Genomic DNA, 20,654 nt, shown 5'->3' on the forward strand with positions numbered 1-20,654 from the left:
ATTCCTTCCCACAAGCCGCCGGGTCGGCGTGAGCGGCGGCATCTACGGCCTCCACGGCACCCAGCGGGCCTCAGCGGGCCAGCAGCACCCAGGCCGGTCCCTTGGCGTCCAGATGGCTGGCCACATAATTGGCCCGCGCGTCCCCGCCGCAAAAGATATCAATACGGTTGCGCTTGATGGCCCCGCCCACGTCCTGGGCGAAACCGATCCCGCGCAGGGGCACGCTGCCGCGCCGCTCGTCCGGCGCGTTTACACCGTAAGCCACCAGAGACCCGAGAGGGATAAAGGACCGGTCCGTGGCCAGGGAGAGCCAGTCGTCCACCTCATGCCCCATGGCCCCGGTGGGCCCGCGGCTGCCGAATTTGAAGAAAACATAGCTGGGATTGTCGTTGAGAATTTCGCGCACCCGCTCGGGATTGTTCCTGAACCACTCGCGCTGCTCGAAAATGTCGCCGCGCCTGAGCAGACCCTTTTCACGCATGATCCGGCCCGAACTCTTGTACTTGTGCCCGTTCTGCCCGGCATAGTTCACATAGGCCTGCGTGCCGTCGTCAAAAATCAGGCGGCCCGAGCCCTGAATTTCCAGAAAAAAGACGTCCACAGGGTCCGCGGCCCAGGCCAGTTCCAGGCCCCGGTTGGCCAGCACCTGCTTTTCCTCAATGGTGCGGCGGTCATGGTAGCGGCCGCGTTTGGCGCGCACCCGCCCGAGATCCGGCGGCAGGCCGTAGATGGCTTGGGTATAGCCCGGCTTGCGCGTACGGCTGGCCCGTACCTGCGGCTCGTAGTAGCCGGAATAATTGATGCCGCCCGGCACTTCCACCCAGCGGAAGTTCGCCAGCAGCAGGCCGGGCTCCGCATCCAGACGCGGCAGCAGATCCCGCAGGCGGGTCAGGCTGCGGGAGAGATCCCCCCAGGTCACGGTCAGGCCCGGCCGTTTGACGGCCGCCGCGCCCTGCGGCTTGCTGTTGACATAGCGCAGAGACTTGCGCACGGTAGGGGCCATGTCCTTCCAGCTGGTCAGATCCTGGTTGCGGGGGGCCAGATTGGCGACGAAAAATTCCGGGCTTTCCTGCACGGCCACCGGCGGCCCCAGCGGCGGCAGTTCTTCGGGCTGCGGCTTCTTGCCGGCGCAGGCGGAGAGCGCGAGACTCGCCAGCAAAACCACAATCAAGGCCGGGCGCAACGCGCCCCCGGCCCATGCTGACGCGCGGCCTTCGCGGCGCGCGCCGAAACAAGGAGCTTGCCCGTGCATGTTTTTCCCACTCCGGAAATCTGGTTGCCCCATCGCGTGTCCTACGGTGAAACGGACACCATGGGGGTTTTGTATTACGCCGAATACCTGCACCTTTTCGAGCGCGCCCGCAACGCCTACATCCGCCAATGCGGCATGAGCTACGCCGACGTGGAAAAAAAGGGCATCATCCTGCCCGTGCGCGAAGCCCAGTGCCGCTACCGCGCACCGGCCCGTTATGACGATCTGGTGCAGGTGCGCGCGGCCATCAGCGAATGGGGCCGGGCCTCACTGCGTTTTGTATATGAGATATGGGACGAGGACAAGACGCGCCTGCTGGCCGAAGGCATGACCCAGCACGCCCTGGTCAATCCCCAGGGACGCCCCGTGCCCGTGCCGGACTGGTTCCGGCAGTTGTGCGTGAAAAGCGACGATTGAACGCGGGATGCGCCGCCCGCGTCCGGCGGGCGGCGCGGCCTCAAGCACAAGGAGAAGCCATGGCGCTGCATGTCATCAACGAAGCCCGGCGCTGTCTGCACTGCAAAAAGCCTCTCTGCCGCACGGGCTGTCCCATCAGCACCAACATTCCGGTGATGATCGAACAGTTCCTGAACGGCAATATCGACGAAGCCGGACAGATGCTCTTTGACAACAATCCCCTTTCCATTGTCTGTTCCTTGGTCTGCGACCACGAGAAACAGTGCGAAGGGCATTGCATTCTGGGCAAAAAAGGCAGCCCCGTGCATATCAGCAGCATCGAAAATTACATCTCCGAACGCTTTCTGGCCGTGCACCATCCGCCACGGCCGCGTCAGAACGGCATGGCCGCCGCCATTATCGGCTCGGGTCCGGCGGGACTGACCATCGCCATCATTCTGGCCCAGCGCGGCTACAGCGTGACCATTTTCGAATCCCACGACCGCATCGGCGGCGTGCTGCGCTACGGCATTCCGGACTTCCGCCTGCCCAAGAGCATTCTGGACCGCTATCAGCAACGCCTGCTGGAACTGGGCGTGCGCATCCGCCCCAATACCACCATCGGTGGCGCATTGCGCATGGACGACCTCTTCCGGGACGGCTACAGCGCCGTCTTCATCGGCACGGGCGTCTGGCGGCCCAACAGCCTGGGCATCAAGGGCGAAAGCCTGGGCAACGTGCATTTCGCCATTGACTATCTCTGCAATCCGGCGGTCTACAATCCGGGGGAAGTTGTCAGCGTGATCGGCGCGGGCAACGCGGCCATTGACGCGGCCCGCACCATTTTGCGCCACGGCGCGCGCAAGGTGACGGTGTTCGCCCGCAAGCCCGCGCTGGCCGCCAGCCCGCGCGAAGTGGAATACGCCAGGGTGGACGGCGTGGACTTTCACACCTGCGTGCGGCCCGTGGAAATCCGGCCCGAAGGCGCTGTATTCCGCCGCCTGGACTATGACGCGGAAGGCCATGCCCGCGAAGTGGAAGGCGAGGATTTTCTGGAACCCTCGGATTCCGTGATTATCGCCATCGGCCAGGGCCCCAAGGACAAGATCGTTTCCACGTCCAGAGGCATAGAAATCAACGAACGCGGATTGGTGAAAACAGACGCGCGCGGAGCCACTACCTATCCCGGCATCTTCGCCTCGGGCGATGTGGTGCGCGGGGCCAAAACCGTGGTGGAGGCCGTGCACTGCTCCAAAACAGTGGCCGACGCCATGGACGCCTATATGCAAAGTCTGCCGCGCGCGTGATTGCCGGGCGGGCGGCCTCTGTCAGCGCTGGTGGGAAAGGCGGCGCGCCAGATGCGCCGGTTCGGGCGTCACCATCTCGTCGCCGCGCAGATGGGCGTTGAGGCTGCGCATGAGGCCGGCCAGATCGTCAAAGGTTTCGTCGCGGTCGAATCCGCTCAGCAGCCAGCGGCTGCGGCCGTGCAGCACCTTGCGGGTGCCGCGCAGGGACCGTTCGCGCATGCTCAGTTCCAGGCGCCACTCTCCCGCCGGGGTGCGCAGCACCAGGCGCGTGCCTTTGCCCGACAGCTCGTGACCGGGCGGGTCGCCCGCCAGGCGCAACAGATCCTCCACCGCCGCGCGCAGCACACAGCACTGTTCGTCCAGGGAAATATTTTTCCTGTCCTCGTCCAGTTGGCGCTCACCGGCCCGGATGCGCTCCAGATACTGGTCCCGGTCCTGGTCCAGCGTGGTGATGCCGCGCCGCATGATGCGCAGGCAGAAAATCAGGCCCGCCAGAATTACCGCTCCGGCGGCGGCCCATTCCAGAATCATCGGCACGGCCTCCCGCTTTTGCGGTTAATCTCGCCATTGCCGGCGGCCCTGTCAAGCGCCCGCGCCCGGTAAGCGGCAGAAGGGCGCCGTGTCGCCGGGCCCCGTACCCGGCAGGGTCATGGCAGGGACGCGGGGCTCTTCCCTTTTTCCGTGCAAGACTGTATCGTTAATCCTGATTGGCGCGCGCGGCCCGCGCGCGGGCCTTCCCTGGTTTCGTTCACCCGGCTTGCGCGCTCTTTTTTCGCGCCGCCATATCGCTTACTAAGGGAGAAAACCATGCCAACCCCTCTGGAAATGCAACGCACTTTCGCTCTCGTCGGCACCGGCGGCTGCGGCAAAACGTCGCTGGCCGAAATGCTGCTGTTCAACGCCGGGGCCGTGACCCGCATGGGCGCCGTTGAAGACGGCACCACCAACCTCGACTACGAACCCGAGGAAGTGCGCCGCCGCGGTTCGGTGCAGCCTGCCTGCGCCACCTATCTCTGGAACAAGAACCGCCATTTCCTGCTGGACATTCCCGGCGACGGCAACTTCACCGGCGATATGGAATGCCTGCTCAAGGGCGTGGACAGCGTGCTCTTCGTGCTGGACGCCGTGGACGGCGTGCGCCCCCTGAGCAAAAAATTCTGGAGCATGGTCCGCGCGGAAAGCCTGCCGGCCATGATCGTCATCAACAAGCTGGACCGCGACCGGGCCGATTTTCACATGGCCTTTGACGGTCTGGCGGCCCTGGGCGTCAAACCCGTGGCCCTGCAACTGCCCATCCGCCAGGGCGAGGCTTTCACGGGCATGGTGGACGTGCTGGCAGGCAAAGCCCTCATCTTCGGCGAAAACGGCTCTGTCAGCGAAGCGGAAGTTCCCGCCGACCTGCTGGACGACATGAGCCTGCTGCGCGACGTCACCGTGGAAAATATCGCGGAAAGCGATGAAGTCCTGATGGAAAAATATCTGGAGGAAGGCAGCCTCTCTCTGGAAGACCTGCAATCCGGCCTGCGCAAGGGCGTGCTCAGCGGCGAGCTGACCCCGGTGCTGGTCTGCTCCGCCCTGGAGAACAAGGGCGGCAAAGCCGTTTTGGATGCGGTGGAAGCCCTGCTGCCCTCGCCGCTGGACCACCCGGCCTTTAAAGACGCCGCCGGGGCCGAGCGCGCGCCCGATCCGGACGGCCCGGTGGCCTGCTTTGTGTTCAAAACCCTGGCCGATCCCTTTGCCGGGCAGCTTTCCATCCTGCGGGTGCTTTCCGGCACCATCAACGGCGACGCCACACTCAGGAACATGCGCAGCGAGGAAAACGAACGCCTGGGCAGCCTGCTCTATCTGGTGGGCAAAACCCAGACCCCCTGCAAGGATCCCGTGGGTCCGGGCGCCATTGTGGCCGTGGCCAAACTCAAGAACACGCGCACCGGCGACACCCTCTGCGACGAAAAAGCGCCCTTCGCCCTGCCCATGCCCGAACTGCCGCCGCAGTTGATCACCTACGCCCTGGCCCCCAAGGAAAAAGGCGAGGAAGACAAGGTCTACGCGGCCATCCAGCGTCTGCTGGACGAGGACATCACCCTCCGCCTGGGCCGCGACGAAGAGAACGGCGACATTCTGCTCTCCGGCATGGGCCAGCTGCATATTGAACTTTCCGTGGAAAAGGCCAAGCGCCGTTTCAAGATCGACATCGTGCTCAAAACGCCCAAGGTGCCCTACCGCGAAACCGTACGCGGCAAATGCCAGGTGCAGGGCCGCCACAAAAAGCAATCCGGCGGGCGCGGCCAGTTCGGCGACTGCTGGATCGAGATGGAAGGCCTGCCACGCGGCTCGGGCTATGTCTTTGAAGACGCCATTGTGGGCGGCGTCATCCCGCGCCAGTACATTCCGGCCATCGACAAGGGCGTTCAGGAAGCGGCCGCGCGCGGTTTTCTGGCCGGTTGCCAAGTGGTGGACTTCCGCGTCAAGGTTTACGACGGCAGCTACCACACCGTGGACTCCTCGGAAATGGCCTTCAAGGTGGCTGGTTCCCTGGCCTTCAAAAAAGCCATGGAAAGCCTCAAACCCGTGCTGCTGGAGCCCATCGTGCTGCTGACCGTGTCCATTCCCGATGAAAGCATGGGCGACGTGATCGGCGACCTTTCCTCCCGTCGGGGCAAGGTGCTGGGTTCGGACTCCCAGGCGGGCATCACCGAAATCAAGGCCCACGTGCCCATGAGCGAAGTGCTGCGCTACGCGCCGGACCTGCGCTCCATGACCGGCGGTCAGGGCTTCTTCACCATGGAATTTGACCATTACGAGGAAGCGCCGCAGCCTGTGGCCGAAAAAGTTATTGCCGAGCACCAGGCCGCCAAGGCCGCAGAATAACCCTACGGGGCACACGGTCCCGGACTGTGCCGACAAAAAGACGCCCCGTACGGGGCGTCTTTTTTATGGCAGCCGAAGTGCGGCCCGGCAATTCAGGCGGCGATTTCACGGCCATAGGCCATCCGCTCGAATTCCGCTAGAGGCACGGGCCGGGAAAAGACATAGCCCTGGACCATATCGCACTCCGTGCGGCGCAGAAAATCCACCTGCGGCTCTGTCTCCACGCCTTCAGCCACTGTAACCATGCTGAGCTTTCTGGCCAGATCAATAACCGAGACGATGACCACCTGCTCACGGGCGTTGCCCACTTCCTTTGAGGAGAAAAAGACTCTGTCCAGCTTGAGGGCGTTGACGTTCAAATCTTTGAGGATGTTCAGCGAGGAATAGCCGCTGCCGAAATCGTCAATGGAACAATGGTAGCCATGGGCGCGGATCTGATCAATGAAGCGGATCAGCAACTGCGGATTCTCAAACACCAGGCTCTCCGTCAGTTCAATTTCCAGCAGGCCCGGAGGTGCGCCGTATTTTTGCCGGATGCTCTCATAGTGATCAAGAAAATGCGGGTCCGAAAGGTGCGTGCGCGACATGTTCACAGATACCGGCACCGCCGCGACGCCGTTGTCCAGCCACTTGCGCTGCATGGCGCAGACCTGCTCGAAAACATAGAGATCAAGGTCCACAATAAAACCGTTCTGCTCAAACAGAGGGATGAATTCAGCGGGAGAGATCAGGCCTTCCGGGGCATTCCAACGCACCAGAGCTTCAGCGCCGGCAATGGAGGATTTTTTCAGGGATTGCTTGGGCTGGAGATAGACGATGAATTCCCCCCGCTCCAGCGCGCCGCGCATGCGGTTTTCCATTTCCTTTTCACGCAGGGAGCGCAGACGGTCCTGCTCGCTGTACATCCGGCAGGCGCACAGGCCGTTGCCCACGGCGGCGCCGGCATTTTTACGGGCAATGTTGGCCCTGTCCTGAATCTGGATCAGCGGCAGGGACGGGTCGTCAATGTGGTAGATACCGGCGGAGAAGGAGATAATATACTTGCGCCGGACTATCGGCTCAAAGCGGTTGACGTCCTCGGCCATGCGGTTCAGGCGTTCTTCCAGCCTTTCCCTGGTCGCGTCCCACAGCAAGAGGTTGAAGCCGTCCGCCGCCAGGCGGGCCACGTATTCGCCGTCCTCCAGATGAGCCTGCACGCTTTTATAGCAATGCCGCAACACTCTGTCGCCGGCCTCCACGCCAAAAAAATCATTGACCAGCTTGAATTTCTGGATGTCCAGCCAGACCAGCGCATAACTGCCGGGCGCGGCGGAGCGGATGGCCCCTCCGGCATCAATATCAAAACTGGTGCGGTTGCGTCCCTCGGTCACCGGGTCCACAAAGGCCAGCTGCTCCAGCCGCCGACTGGTTTGCTTCTGCAGTTCGCGCTGCTCCAGAAGCTCGCTGATATCTATATATACAAACAAATAAAGCGGATCGCCGTCCTGCCAGTCCATGCATTCACCGGAAACCTGCAGCCAGACGTTGTTTCCGTCCTTTTCCCTGGCCTGGAGAACAAAATTGACAGGCTCCCCCCGGCGCATGAGTTCATGGTTATCCCTGAGCACGGCCGGATTCCTGACCGCGACCGGACTGTCCAGCGCATAATCGGACCGCCCGAAAAGCCGAGTGAACTTTTCATTGGCCTCCACAAACTCGAAGCCGTTTTCCCGAATCCGGAACTTGGCGATAAAACCGGGAATATTGTTGTAGGTGATGCTCTGTTCAAGCAAGGTCTGCTGCAGCTCGCTGACATCCGCCATCACGGTGTAGGAAACGCGGTGGCCGTTGATCATTTCGTCCGTGAAGATATTCGACAGCTTGACCCACATCATTCTGCCGCTTTTATGGCGCATCCTGCCTATAAGCTGATAGCCGGAAGCGCCGCTGGCGAGCGTTTCGGTCACTTTATCGACGAGGATCTTCCAGTTCTCCGGATCCGCCGCATAAAATTTGTCGGGGCGGTTTTCAAACAGGCGTTCGTATTCTTCCTTGGGATAGCCGATCAGTTCATAGTAGTACTCATTGGCCCAGATGAGCGTGAAATGCTCATCAATCAGATGCTTGCTCACGCTCAGGCGCGAGAGATTCATCAGCATGTTGTATTCACTGCTCTGGCCGATGGCATTATCAACGAAGATCTTGGTCTGGTTTTCCATGGGAGCCCTGCTCTGATAAAGCTCTCCCTCAAAGTGGACAGGGAGCTTATGCACGAAAAATAGCGACAATGATGAAATATAACGCTGCCGATCCGAGGGCATGCCCCGGCCGTAAACAGCTATTCGCGAATACTCTTCATTATATTGCCTATTTTCTTGTTCAGAGCAATAAAAAAGTCGTTCTTTTTACGAAAAAGGACAAAAAATCTTCATGCAGTAAATATCAGATATTTCCATGTCAAACGATAAAAAATCCAATCACGAAAATGATATAAGATGATTCCACCACAACAATGAAATCAGATGCCGCGATATTTCTTGAATATCAGAACCGCAGAATATGAGTACTAAAAAAAGGGATTTTTTATCCGAAGAGAAAAGAACCGGGCCTCATTGGGCCGCTCCCAGACCGGCGTTGCGCTCAATAAGGTCCACGGCTCTGGCGATCTGGCGGCCCAGGCTGGATTCTTTGGAAAGCTCGCGCTCCACCGAGGTGATGCCCTTGATGACCGTGGAATGGCGACGGTTGAACGTCTCGCCGATTTCCTCCAGCGAAAGTTCAGTGTGCTTGCGCGCCAGATAGTAGACGGTATTGCGGCCCAGCACGCATTCCCGGCGGCGGGAACGTGAGCAGAGCTGGCGCTGCTCCAGGCCGTAGCTCTCGCAGACCAGTCGGATGATGGTGGGCAGATCCGGCCCGCATTCCACGCCGGCGTACTGGTTGAGCACTTCCAGCGCCAGATCCAGATTCAAGCCGCAATTGAGCAGACGGGCCTTGAATATGAGGCTGTTCAGACAGGATTCCATCTGGCGCACATCGCCGCGCAGGCGGGTGGCCAGCAGGTCGCAGACCGGGTCGGGCAAGAGCACCTGAAAGCTTTTGGCCTTGCGGGTGAGGATGCGGCGGCGCATCTCTTCGTCGGGACGTCCCATATTCGTCAGAATGCCCGAGCAGAAATACGAGACGAGCTGACTGTCCACCCGCTGGAGTTCACGCGGCGAAAACGAAGAGGTGAAAATCACCCGGCCGCCCTTGGCCTGCAGACTTTTGACCACGGCGAGGGCCATATCCTGCATTTTTTCCTTGCCCTGAAAAAAATGCACGTCTTCCAGCAAAAGCACATTCAGATCCCGCAGGCGGGATTTGAAGCCCTCCACGTCATGGCTGCGCAAGGAGGCCACAAAGCGCGAGGCGAACTCCTCGGCCGTGAGATAGGCCACGCGCGCGTCATTGCCTTTTCGGCTGAGCGCCTGGCCCACAGCCTGGGCCAGGTGTGTTTTGCCCAGACCCGAGGCGGAGTTCACAAACAGGGTCTGCACATCACCGCTACGACAGACATCCTGCGCGGCCGCCACGGCCATGCTGTTGCTGGGCCCCACCACAAAATCCTCAAAGCAATAGCGCCAGCGCGCCTCCCGCCGTAAAGCGGGCACGGCGGGAGGTATGGGCAGATCGGCCTGCCGTTGCGGCAAAACCCGCGCGGCAAGGTCAGCCGTGGAAGCCGCCTGCGGAGCGGCGTCGCGATCTCTTCCGGCAATCTCAATACGTATTTCCACGGCCTCCGGCGACAGACCCAATACCGGGGCCGCCGCTTCGCGCAAGGTGGAAAGCATCCGGCTTTCCAGCCAACCGGCCATAAACGCGTTGGGCGCCACAAGGCGCACCACCCCGTCTTCCAGCGTGGCGCGCAAAGGAGCGATCCAAACCTTAAAAATGCCGGAATCCAGCATTTTCTTGAGATTTTCAGAAATTTCGGCCCATTGATCTCGCATGCAGGGCTTGTAGCCTGAAAGGCCGGACACGGGCAATGGAGGGTTAGCTGCGCTCTGGGGCAGTGGCTTCTTTTGTTTTCCCCAAAGACTTTATTAGATAATCATGTGAAATACATAATTATTTTTTAATAGCGTGGATAATGGGGCCTGCCGCCAAAGCCTTATGGGGCAAGGCTTTAACCTTGCCGCTCCCTCTCATGAACAATTTGGAATAATTTTTTTCCACAATAATAAGTAAAATTTTCTCTGTTTTTCTCAGTTATACGCTGTTTTTTTAGCTATCTTCGCCCAGCTTCCGAACCGTAAGGCGGGACGGATTGTCAAGAGGAAAAACATTTTTTTTTGCCCGAGAATCAGAATTTTTCTCTAGAAAATTTCTTCTAACCTCCTGTGATAACAAAAATTGTTATCAGAACACGGCACACAAATGCCGTCCTTTGTGAAAACAGAGAAGGTGCCAGCGCAACAGACCAGAAGTACAAAAAAACCCGCCGATCGGCGGGTTTTTTTGTACACTGCAAAGCAGGCCTTAGAAGGTAAAGCGCAGGCCCAGCATGAATTCGTTGTTATAGGGCTGGTTGCTGATATTGGTGTCGCCCTTGGAAACTTCGTTGTAGCCCATCATCATGAAGCGATAGCCCAGGTCCACGGCAAAGTTTTCGTTAAAGTTGTAGGCCACGCCCGCGCCCACGTTCCAGGCAAAATTGGTGAAATTGTCACTGGCACTATTATTGTAACCAGGACCATCCACGGTATATTCCACATAATTGAAGGCCAGTCCCGCGCCCGCGCCGATATAAGGCACAAAGGGGGTGCCGGTCTGAATGTCATAGTAGAGGTTCAGGAACAGAGTGGAGGTGTTCCAGAGTCCCTTGGTGCTGATGCTGTCACCATTATAGATGGAATCCCAGCTCTTTTCACTGTTGCCGCGCAGGGCGAATTCAATTTCAGCGCGCAGGGGGATCTGCTGCTGGGGGTAGAAGTCATAGCCCACGGCCAGCGCGCCGCCCAGCGTGAACTGGCTGTAGCTCTCGTCCGTCATGTCGCTGTACGGACGGGAAATGACGCCCGTATCCTGAATGGACATCAGAAATTTAGGGGCCAGATAAAAGCCGTTCACTTCGGCCTGAGCCAAGCCCGGCAGGGCCAGAACCGCCATCAAAGCCAAGACAGCCAAAATACGTTTCATGTCGCTTCCTCCAAAAGGGAAAAATGTTTTCTCCAGAGTTAAAGCATTACATTCTTTCTTCATAGCGTCAATCTTTTTATATAGTTTCCGGAAAAATGCAATGAAAAGACGTTCTCCGCGTATATCGCGAAGAACGTCTTTTCAAAAGGATACGAAATACGGTCTAGAAAGCGAAACGCAGCCCCAGCATGAATTCGTTATTGTAAGGATCGTTGCCGACCTCATACTTTTGACCGTTGTGATATGCGCTGACCTCGTTGTAGCCCAGGCCCACAAAACGGTAGGAAGCGTCAATGGCGAGATTTTCGTTGAAGCTGTAAGACGCGCCCACGCCCACGTTCCAGGCGAAATTGGTGAAGCGGTCATCGACCGAGAACTTGCTGCCGTTGGTGGTGGTGAAATCATAGCCGGTATAGTTGAAGGCCAGCCCCAAGCCAGCGCCGATATAAGGCGTGAAGGGCGTATCGTTGTGGAAGTCCCAGAACAGGTTGGCGAAGAGCGTGGAGTTGTTCCAGGTGCCCTTGACGTCGCTCACATTCGTGCCGCCGTCGCTCCAGCTATGTTCGCTGTTGCCGCGCAGGGCGAATTCAATTTCAGCGCGCAGGGGCAGCATTTGTTGCGGCCAGAAATCATAGCCCAGAGCCAGAGCCCCACCCAAGGTGAACTGGCTGTAATCGTCCACCCCCGAACCCGCAAGCCCGGACGAACGTTCCATCCGTCCCGTATCCTGAATGCTCATCAGAAACTTGGGGGCCAGATACATGCCGGTGCCTTCCGCCGCGGCCAGACCGGGCAGAGCAAGCGTCAGCACAAGTGCCAAAGCGGCAATAATGCGTTTCATGACAGTCCTCCTGAATGCTTTTCCCCTTCTGTTCACAGGGAGTTTTGAGAGTTGTGCAAATTCTGGAAATTGTCAATAAAATTTCTACAGAAATTCTTGACTTTCCCGCCCCGACCGGAATCCGCCACAATACCTTCCTTGTTGCGGACGTCATTTCTTTGCCGGGCGCTTAAGATGTGCAAAATATATGCCATACAACAGAAAGCCGGCAAACCCCTATGGGCGTTTGCCGGCTTCAGAGCAATTTTCTTTTAAAATTGTCCGCGGAGTCAAATGAAGCGAGCCGTTGACGGAGGCGTGGAACTTACCGGCCGGAACATGGTGTCCCGGCCGCGCAGAGTCGTACCATTAAGCGGCTCTAAAAAGTATAACCGACGGAAAACATGTAAATATTGGCCACCACATTTTCCGAATGGCCGCCGCTGACGCCGCCGTTAAAGATATTGTTGCGGATGCCCGCGGCGTCGGTGCTGTCATAGTCCGTGGGATTGATCCAGAGGTGGGCGTAGGCGAAATCAAAGGTCCAGTCATTCCAGCGCACGCCCGTGCCCACACTGAGGGTGGTGCGGCCGTTGGTGGGCATCATAAAATCGGCGTGATCCTCATTGAGCACCGGCGTTTCATAGGAAAAACCGGCGCGCAGGCTCCACCAGTCCAGGGGCTTGTACTCCACGCTGGCGTTGAAGTTCCAGCCGTCGCGCCATTCCTTGTTGCTGACGGAGCCGTAGCCGCTGTCAAAATAGACATTCAGGGCATTGTAGGTGGACCAGCGCGTCCAGACCGTGCCCACCTCAAAGCTCAGATTGTCCAGCGGCTTGTAAGCGATGCCCAGAGCCAGGGAATCCGGAAGCTGCACCGTGGCATTGGCCGAGCAGTTGCGGGCGTCGGGCAAATGCGCCGCCCTGGTCAGCAGATTGTCCCCTTGCCAGCCGAAATCGGCGTCGCCGTTGATGTTGAGGGTGACCTGGCTCTTGTAGGCGAGGCCCACGGACCACTGGTCATTGAGACGCATATGCAGGCCCAGATGCGCGCCCACGCCCCATCCCTGCCCCTCAACCTGCATGTCGTTGTCCCAGACCGGACCGCCTGTGAGGGTGGGTATTTTGCTCCCCATGTACACGCTGGCGTAGAGGGCCTCCACCCCCAGAGATACGGAAAAGACGTCGTTGATCTTGTAGGCCAGGGTGGGTACAAAAGAAACGGTTTGCAGGCCCACGTCATAAATATTGTATCTTCCCGTCCAGCTCCCGTCATAGCTGTTGCCCACCCCGAAACGCGAGAATACGCCCAGGCCCAGCCAGACATTGTCGTTGAGCTGGTAGCTGGCATAACCGTGCGGAGCCAGCCAGACCGCCGGTTTGGTGGTGGTGCCGTGCTCCATGCCGCCCGTTTCGGCGATGATGGTGCCGATAGGGGCGATGAAAGCCAGGCCGCCCATGACATGCGCGCCCGGCAGTTGGGTGATGCCCGCCGCATTGTAGGCCAGGGCCGATACGTCGTCGGCGCGCCCCACCATGCCCCCCGCCAGGGACACGCCCCTGGCGCTCCACTCGTTGAGGGCGAAACCCTCGGCCAGAACCGTTGACGCCATGCCCGCGAGAAGCGCGAGCAAAAGACAGGAAACGCGCAGACCCCTCATTTCTCCTCCTGTAGAGCACAGACCAGACCAACGCCGCGCGCTCCCCCTCCGGAGAACGCCGGCCCGGGCCTGACGTTTTCCACATGGCGCAACGACGCGGAGCGGATGACGCGCCCGCCCCTCAAAAAGATATGCCGACTATCACAGCATATTAACAGGATCGAGGTCAAGGAAAAGTCGCAGCGGCGCGGCGGCTTTCCGGCTTTTGGCAAAGAAATAAAGCTGGCGCAGTACCTGCCAGTCCCCGGCTTTGAGCAGACAATGGAAACGCCGCCGCCCCCGCAGCAGCGCCAGAGGCGCGGGCGCGGGCCCCAGCATGCGGACGTCGAGTTCGCGCGCCCGCAGACGCAGCGCGGCGGTCAGTTCATTCAGGGCCGCTGGTCCGTCCTTTTCCTCAACGCCGAAGGACATGCGGATCAAGGCCAGGCGCACAAAGGGCGGATACTGCCGCAAGCGGCGGCGGGCCAGTTCCGCCGCGTAAAAACCTTCATAATCGCCCGTTTGCACGTACTGCCAGCAGTAGTGGCTGACGTCGCGGGTCTGGATCAGCACCCGGCCCGGTTTTTCGCCCCGTCCGGCCCGCCCGGCGGACTGGACCAGCAATTGAAAAGTGCGCTCGGCCGCGCGGTAATCGGGCAGATTCAGGCCCAGATCGCCGTCGGCCACCACGGCCAGAGTCACTTGCGGGAAATGATGGCCCTTGGAAAGCATCTGGGTGCCCACCAGGATGGGCGATTCCTGCCGGGCAAAGGCCGCCAGGATTTCCTCCATGCGGCCCGGACGGCGCGTGCTGTCGCGGTCCAGACGCAGCACGGGCCGTCCGGCCAGCACGCTCAGACGCTCGCCCAGGCGCTCGGTGCCCTCGCCCAGCGGCAGAAAATTCATGCCCTTGCACTGCGGGCAGGGCGAGGGAAAGGGCCGGGTATAGCCGCAGTAATGGCAGACCAGTTTTTCCCGTCCCTTATGGTAGGTAAGGCCGATTTCGCACTGCGGGCAACGCAGGGTGCTGTTGCAGTCCAGACAGTACATCAACGGCGCGTAGCCGCGCCGGTTGAGCAGCACCACGGCCTGCTCGCCCCTGTCCAGGGTTTCGCGCAGGGCCGCTTCACTCTGCGGCGCCAGCAGGCCGCCGCCCTCCACGGAAGAGACCGCCGGGGACAGCATGCTGATGTCCACCAGTTCCACCGGCGGCAAAGGTCTGCCGCCCACCCGGCTCGGCAGGCGCAGTAAAGGCAACCGGCCGTTTTCCGCCGCGTAAAAGGTCTTGATGTCCGGCGTGGCCGACCCCAGCAGCAGCAGGCCGCGCGTCTGGGCCATACGGAACCAGGCCACTTCCTTGGCCTGGTAGGAGAGGCTCTCGTCCTGCTTGAAGGAGCCGTCGTGCTCCTCGTCCAGCACCACACAGCCCAGTTTTGGCACGGGCAGGAAAAGAGCCGAACGCGTGCCCACCACCAGACAGGGCTCACGCCGCGCGGCCAGTGCGCGAAACGTGGACTCGCGCCGGGCCGGAGACTGATAGCCGTGATAAAAAAAGAGCGGGGCATCCGGCAGGGCGCAGGCAGCGTCGCGGCGCAACTTGTGGGCCAGGGCCACTTCCGGAGCCAGCAGCAGCAGGCTTTTGCCCCGCGCCAGACAGTCCCTGGCCAGTTCCAGATACACGGCCGTCTTGCCGCTGCCCGTGACGCCGTAGAGCAGGCGGGAAGCCGCCGCACCTTCATCCAGCGCCGCGCGCAGGCCGGTCAGGGCCGCGCTCTGATCCGCGTTGAGACTGAAGGGTGCGGGCGGGGGCGGCAGCAGGGCCTGCTCCGTCTCTTCCTCGGCCTCCTCGCGCGTCAGCGCCAGATGCCCGGCCTTGAGCAGACTTTGCAAGGCGGGAGCCGCGGCCTGTCCCAGGCTTTGCAGCAGGCGGCGACGGCTCACGGCCCCGTGTTCGTGCAGGTATTCCAGAACTTCAATCTGACGTGTGGCCGAGGGGCGCACCGGCCAGGGCGGATCGGCGCGCAACAGGCAGAATTCTTCGCTGGCCGCGTCCGCGCCGGGGGCCAGCATACGGGCCGCGCCCGCGCGAAGAGCCCGGGCCAGGTCCAGCCGCTCTCCGGCGTCCGCTTCCCTGATCCGGCGCAGGCTCAGCGCCGCCGCGCGCCCCGCTTCCAGCCGGTGCAGGCGCACGCGCGTGCTGCGCAGTCCCTGGGGCAGCACATGGCCCAGAATATGGCCCGGCTCCACGCCCTGGCGAAGGGCCAGATCCTGAGCCAGTGCCAGCAGATCCGGTGGCAGCAGGGGGGCGTCCTCCAGCGGCCAGCAGACGGCCTTGCAGGCCACGTTGTCCGGCAGGCCTGAGGTGAGGCTGACGGCCAGAAGCACCGCCGCCCGCAACGCGCCCTGCTCTCCCCTGCCCAACGGCACGGCCAGACGCAGGCCGGGCCGCCAGAATTCCGACGGGAATTCCGGCGGCAGCGCATAGGTCAGACAGGCATAGGGGGGGCTCAACAGGGCGACGCTGGCGTACATACTGGAAAAACCGTTACCTCGGCAGTGGCTGCATGGCGTTCGAGATCAAAAAATAAAAGGACACGGACAACACGGGCTTTGTCTTCCAAAAGGTCGTTCCTCCCGCAAGAAAGGAGTCCACTACGAGCGGGAACCGCACATTCGGTACAGACCCGCGCCGCAATGGACTCCTGACGCAATCGGAAGGCAAAAAACCGGTTTGGAGGCAAGCCCCTACTGGAACTGGACGAAATTCTTGAGCAGGCCCAGCAATTCGTAGCGCAGTTCCTCGTCCTGAAGGGCGAAATAGATATTGGCCGTAAGAAACTCCGCCCAGTCGCCCGCGTCAAAGCGCATGCCCGACATGCGCACGGCCATCATGCCGCGGTCCTGGGCCATGGCCTGCAGGGCGTCGGTGAGCTGGATTTCGCCGCCATGACCCGGCTCGACCTTTTCCAGATAGTCGAAAATCTCCGGCGTGAGCACATAGCGGCCCACAATGGCCATCCGCGAGGGCGCGGCCTCGCGCTTGGGCTTTTCCACCATGTTGCGCACCCGGAAAACGCCCGGAGCCACTTCCTCGCCGTCAATGATGCCGTAGCGGCTGACCTTTTCCCAGGGCACTTCCATGACGCCGATGACCGGCATTTTTTCGGCCATGGCCACTTCAATAAGCTGGCCGATGCCCGGCACGCCGCCGAACATCAGGTCATCGCCCACCATGATCGCAAAGGGATCATCGCGCACCAGTTCACGCGCGCAGAGCACCGCATGCCCAAGGCCGAGCTGCTTTTTCTGGCGCACGGACATGATGTTGACCATTTCGGCCACCTGCCGCACTTCCTTGAGCTTGTCCAGCTTGCCCGCGCGTTCCAGCACAGCCTCCAACTGGAGGTTGTAGTCAAAGTGATCTTCAATGACGCTCTTGTCCCGGTTGGTCACAAAGATCACATCATGGATCTTAGCGCGCTGCGCCTCCTCCACCACGTACTGGATGACGGGTTTATTATAGATGGGCAGCATTTCCTTGGGAATATTCTTGGTCGCGGGCAATGAACGCGTACCCCAACCAGCCACCGGAATGATCACCTTGCGAATATCCTTCATGCGCGCCTCCGCTCATGTATTAGTATCCGAACAGCATCAGCGTTTCCGGAGCGTTGCGGGTTGACGGAGCACATCGGCGCTCTGCCGCCGCGCCCATACCATCGGCCGGGGAAACCCGGCGACGCGTTGCCATAAGAACTTTGACTGTTCCGCAACGCGCCGGATATGCCTCAAGTTCATACTCCGCCAAAAGCCCGGCAAGCGCAAGAGAAAAACGCATTTTCGCGGCCGGAAGGCGGTCAACAAGGGTCGTGTCCGTCCGAGCGGAGCGGGCTACGGGCATCGACAGCAGCGATGCGGCGCACAAAGCATAATGCCGGGGCATTTCAACATTGCAATGCTCCAGGAAGTGTTGACACTACAGGAAGTTGTTAACCGGCAAGGAGAACAAGCCTGTTATGAAAAGTGTACTCTTGCCTCAGCCGTTGCAGCGAAGCTGCTTACGGATGAGGACAGCAGAGATATGGTGCTCGACTGGAATAAAAGGCAAATTTCGACGCAGCCAGGGAGCAAAAAAACGTAGTGTCAACACGCCGTTAACGCAGTTCGCGCGCCACCACCTCCGCCAGATCCGCCGCGTAGACCTTGACCTTGTCCTCATCTTCGCCTTCCACCATGATCCGGCAGAGCGCTTCGGTGCCCGAGTAGCGCAACAGTACCCGGCCTCGCCCGGCCAGTTCCTTTTCCACCCTGGCCACGGCCTCGCCGATGCCCGGACGTTCTTCAAAGGGCAGGCGCTTTTCCACCCGGACATTGACGAGTTTCTGGGGGAAGGGCGTGAGCAGGCCCGCCAGTTCGGAGAGCGGCTTTTCCTTTTCGCGCATGATCCGCAGAATCTGCAAGGCCGCCAGCAGGCCGTCGCCCGTGGTGCTGTAGCCCCGGAAAATGAGATGGCCGGACTGCTCGCCGCCAAGCATGGCCCCTTCGCGGCGCATGGCCTCCACCACATAGCGGTCGCCCACCTTGGTGCGCAACAGGACGCCGCCGTGCTCGCGCATGAAAATCTCCAGCGCCAGATTGCTCATCACTGTGGCCACCAGCATGTTGCCCGGCAGTTCGCCGCGCGCCATCATGGCCTGGGCGCAGAGGGCCATAAGCTGGTCGCCGTCCAGGACGTTGCCGTGCTCGTCCACCACGATCAGACGGTCGGCGTCGCCGTCCAGAGCCAGGCCCACGTCGGCGCGCACCTCGCGCACCTTGGCCGCCACAACTTCAGGATAAAGCGAGCCGCAGTGGTCATTGATATTCGTGCCGTCGGGCGCGGTGCCCAGACGGAAAACCTCGGCCCCCAGTTCTTCCAGGGCCAGCGGGGCCACCTTGTAGCTGGCGCCGTTGGCGCAGTCCACCACGATGCGCAGGCCGGAAAGGGTCAGCTGGGTCGGGAAGCAGCTCTTGGTATAGACGATATAGCGGCCCCCGGCGTCCTCAATCTTGGTGGCCCGGCCCACCATGCGCGAATCCGGATAGGGCCAGGCCATGTCCGGATTGAGGACCATTTCGGCGATTTCATTTTCGGTCTGGTCCGGCAGTTTGTAGCCGTCGGCGTCGAAAAACTTGATGCCGTTGTCGGAAAAAGGATTGTGCGAGGCGGAGATGACCACGCCCAGATCGGCCCGCATGCTGCGCGTCAGAAAGGAGATGGCCGGCGTGGGCAGGGGGCCGGTCATGATCACGTGCATGCCCGCGGCGCACAAGCCCGCCGTGAGCGCGGATTCGAACATGTAGCCGGAAAGCCGCGTATCCTTGCCGATGACCACCTTATGCCGATGCGGGCCGCGCCGGAAGCGCACCCCGGCGGCCAGCCCCAGGCGCAGGGCCACGTCCACGGTCATGGGCGCGGTGTTCACCGTGCCGCGCAGGCCGTCCGTGCCGAAGAGACGTTCAGCCATGAAAACTCCTTTTGAACTCGCATGCACAAGCGCAGGCTATTTTTTCTTGCGAAAAACCGTAACTTCTTCAGTGGCCGGATTCAAGAGGGTCATGCCTTCGGGCAGGCGGAAACGCAGCTCCGCCTTTTCGCTCTGGCCCGGCTCCAGGGAAGGGGGCGTGACGCTGACCTCCAACTGTCCCAGATAACGGGCGCTCTTGGCCAGGGCTTCGGGCACTTCCACCAGCACGGTCACCTCCTCCGGCTCCACCGTATACTGGCGGCGGTTCTCCCCGGCCAGTTCCACCTTGCAGCGCCGCGACACCACGGTGCGCCCGCTGGTGATGGTGTACTGCACGCGCACCGAGGAGGGAGTGGCGGTGACCAGGCTGGGCGTGTCCAGGGCGATAGTCTGGTGCACGGTGGTGCCCGCCGCCTTGGGATCAAGCATGATGGTCAGCGGCACGCTGGAAATATCCGACACCACGTCCTCGGGTCCGCGCAATACCACGGTGGCCGGGGACACGCTGACGTTTTCCACAGTCAAAGCCCCGCCGCGCAGGGGCGAATCCACAATGGTGCGCAGGGGCACGCTGCGCTCCAGCAGGGTGTCGGCCTTGATGACGATGCGCGGCGGCTGGATATCCACAAGTTCAAAGGCCCGGAAGTTGGGTCCCAGATTGTCACCGCCCAGCGGCACGATCGTGACGCCCTTCTTGATGTCCGACAGGTCCACGGCCTGGGTCAGCCGCTGCTGGGGGATGGAACGCAGCAGGGTTTCCGGTCCGCGCAGGCGCACCGTGATCTTGCTGATCAGGCCGTCGGTGACCACCAGGTTGGGCGGAATGCCGTAATAGTCGATATTCACTTCGACCTGGGCTTCCAGGCGATCGCGCACGCTGACCACGTACCACATGGCCACGGCGGCCAGCACGGCCACCAGCAGTGAAAACAGATGCGGCGCGCGCCGCAGCCCGCCATTGTTCTCAGAGGATTTCATTGAGCACCTGCCTTAAACGCGCCGCGTCCAGAGCGCGCACCAGTTCCCCTTTCATGGCCACGGAAATTTCGCCGCGCTCCTCGGACACGACCACGACCACGGCGTCGCTCTCCTGGGTGATGCCCAGAGCCGCCCGGTGGCGGGTGCCGAAATTCTGCCCCTTGGCCACGGCCAGCGGCAGAATGCAGGCTGCCGCCATGATCCGCCCGCGGCTGATGACCACCGCGCCGTCGTGCAGCGGGGCCTTGGGATAAAAAATATTCATGAGCAGCTGGCGGGAGAGCTGGGCGTCCATCCGTACGCCCTCGCGTTTGATCATGTCGCCGAGGCGCATGCTGCGTTCAATGACGATGAGCGCGCCCACACGCAGGCGGGCCATTTCCACGCAGGCCATGACCACTTCCTCCACCCCGCCCTGCTTGAGGTCGCGCCGCCTGAACAGCCGATGCGCGCCGATTTCGCCCAGAGCCTGACGGATGTCGGCCTGAAAGATGACCACAATGAGGATGAACAAGGAGCTGAAAATATGCTGCAACAGCCAGGTGAGCGTATACAGGCCCATGGTTCTGGACATGAAATACAGCAGGGTCAGCAGCCCCAGGCCGGTAAGCACGGCCAGGGCGCGGGAGCCGCGCAGCAACTGGATGACCTGGTAGAGCAGCGCGCTGACCAGGGCAATGTCCAGCAGGTCGCGCCAGTCGAAAACAAAATGCTCGAACACCGT

The 20,654-nt window shown here is 60.9% G+C and carries 15 protein-coding genes; 3 read left to right on the forward strand and 12 right to left on the reverse strand.

Annotation, left to right across the window (positions count from 1 at the left end; genetic code table 11):
* Nucleotides 1–70 precede the first annotated feature (70 nt).
* Nucleotides 71–1,252 carry an MltA domain-containing protein gene (locus tag FYJ44_RS01515; protein WP_229772439.1) on the reverse strand — a complete coding sequence of 394 codons (1,182 nt, stop codon included), beginning with the start codon at nucleotides 1,250–1,252 and terminating at the stop codon, nucleotides 71–73.
* Here FYJ44_RS01515 and FYJ44_RS01520 point away from each other — a divergent pair.
* Both FYJ44_RS01520 and FYJ44_RS01525 read left to right on the forward strand, forming a co-directional pair.
* Nucleotides 1,247–1,669, forward strand: coding sequence for an acyl-CoA thioesterase (locus FYJ44_RS01520; protein ID WP_288230487.1), 423 nt, complete (start codon nucleotides 1,247–1,249; stop codon nucleotides 1,667–1,669). The two genes, FYJ44_RS01515 and FYJ44_RS01520, sit on opposite strands and share 6 nt — an antisense overlap.
* Before the next feature lie 59 nt (nucleotides 1,670–1,728).
* Nucleotides 1,729–2,955: an NAD(P)-dependent oxidoreductase gene (locus tag FYJ44_RS01525; protein WP_154508483.1), complete on the forward strand. Its 1,227-nt coding sequence runs from the start codon at nucleotides 1,729–1,731 to the stop codon at nucleotides 2,953–2,955.
* Nucleotides 2,956–2,976: 21 nt separating this feature from the next.
* Here FYJ44_RS01525 and FYJ44_RS01530 read toward each other — a convergent pair whose 3' ends face one another.
* Nucleotides 2,977–3,486 (reverse strand): translation initiation factor IF-2, encoded by a 510-nt coding sequence (locus FYJ44_RS01530; RefSeq protein ID WP_154508485.1) that lies wholly within the window; start codon nucleotides 3,484–3,486, stop codon nucleotides 2,977–2,979.
* Between the two features lie 276 nt (nucleotides 3,487–3,762).
* Between FYJ44_RS01530 and FYJ44_RS01535 the strand changes: the two genes are divergently transcribed.
* Nucleotides 3,763–5,826: an elongation factor G gene (locus tag FYJ44_RS01535; protein ID WP_154508487.1), complete on the forward strand. Its 2,064-nt coding sequence runs from the start codon at nucleotides 3,763–3,765 to the stop codon at nucleotides 5,824–5,826.
* A gap of 92 nt (nucleotides 5,827–5,918) precedes the next feature.
* Here FYJ44_RS01535 and FYJ44_RS01540 read toward each other — a convergent pair whose 3' ends face one another.
* The 10 genes from FYJ44_RS01540 to cdaA form a co-directional block, all read right to left on the reverse strand.
* Nucleotides 5,919–8,024: a sensor domain-containing protein gene (locus FYJ44_RS01540; protein WP_154508489.1), complete on the reverse strand. Its 2,106-nt coding sequence runs from the start codon at nucleotides 8,022–8,024 to the stop codon at nucleotides 5,919–5,921.
* A gap of 390 nt (nucleotides 8,025–8,414) precedes the next feature.
* Entirely contained in the window at nucleotides 8,415–9,797 is a 1,383-nt protein-coding gene (locus tag FYJ44_RS01545; protein ID WP_195840915.1) for a DnaA ATPase domain-containing protein, read from the reverse strand.
* 529 nt (nucleotides 9,798–10,326) lie between these two features.
* The gene (locus tag FYJ44_RS01550; protein WP_154508493.1) at nucleotides 10,327–10,986 is read right to left on the reverse strand and encodes an outer membrane protein; all 660 of its coding nucleotides are present in this window, start codon (nucleotides 10,984–10,986) and stop codon (nucleotides 10,327–10,329) included.
* Between the two features lie 163 nt (nucleotides 10,987–11,149).
* A complete protein-coding gene (locus tag FYJ44_RS01555; RefSeq protein WP_154508495.1) occupies nucleotides 11,150–11,827 on the reverse strand; it encodes an outer membrane protein in 678 nt (225 codons plus the stop codon).
* A gap of 358 nt (nucleotides 11,828–12,185) precedes the next feature.
* Entirely contained in the window at nucleotides 12,186–13,466 is a 1,281-nt protein-coding gene (locus FYJ44_RS01560; RefSeq protein ID WP_154508497.1) for an OmpP1/FadL family transporter, read from the reverse strand.
* Nucleotides 13,467–13,607: 141 nt separating this feature from the next.
* Nucleotides 13,608–15,977: a replication restart helicase PriA gene (gene priA / locus FYJ44_RS01565; RefSeq protein WP_154508499.1), complete on the reverse strand. Its 2,370-nt coding sequence runs from the start codon at nucleotides 15,975–15,977 to the stop codon at nucleotides 13,608–13,610.
* Between the two features lie 213 nt (nucleotides 15,978–16,190).
* On the reverse strand, nucleotides 16,191–17,063 hold the full coding sequence (gene galU / locus FYJ44_RS01570) for a UTP--glucose-1-phosphate uridylyltransferase GalU (RefSeq protein ID WP_154508500.1): 873 nt from the start codon (nucleotides 17,061–17,063) through the stop codon (nucleotides 16,191–16,193).
* A 536-nt stretch (nucleotides 17,064–17,599) separates the two neighbouring features.
* A complete protein-coding gene (gene glmM / locus FYJ44_RS01575) occupies nucleotides 17,600–18,952 on the reverse strand; it encodes a phosphoglucosamine mutase (protein ID WP_154508501.1) in 1,353 nt (450 codons plus the stop codon).
* Between the two features lie 36 nt (nucleotides 18,953–18,988).
* The gene (locus tag FYJ44_RS01580) at nucleotides 18,989–19,930 is read right to left on the reverse strand and encodes a CdaR family protein (protein WP_154508502.1); all 942 of its coding nucleotides are present in this window, start codon (nucleotides 19,928–19,930) and stop codon (nucleotides 18,989–18,991) included.
* On the reverse strand, nucleotides 19,917–20,651 hold the full coding sequence (gene cdaA / locus FYJ44_RS01585; protein WP_287704416.1) for a diadenylate cyclase CdaA: 735 nt from the start codon (nucleotides 20,649–20,651) through the stop codon (nucleotides 19,917–19,919). The genes FYJ44_RS01580 and cdaA overlap by 14 nt, the downstream gene beginning before the upstream one ends.
* Between the last annotated feature and the right edge of the window lie 3 nt (nucleotides 20,652–20,654).

This window comes from Desulfovibrio porci, from assembly GCF_009696265.1.
Taxonomy (GTDB): domain Bacteria; phylum Desulfobacterota; class Desulfovibrionia; order Desulfovibrionales; family Desulfovibrionaceae; genus Desulfovibrio; species Desulfovibrio porci.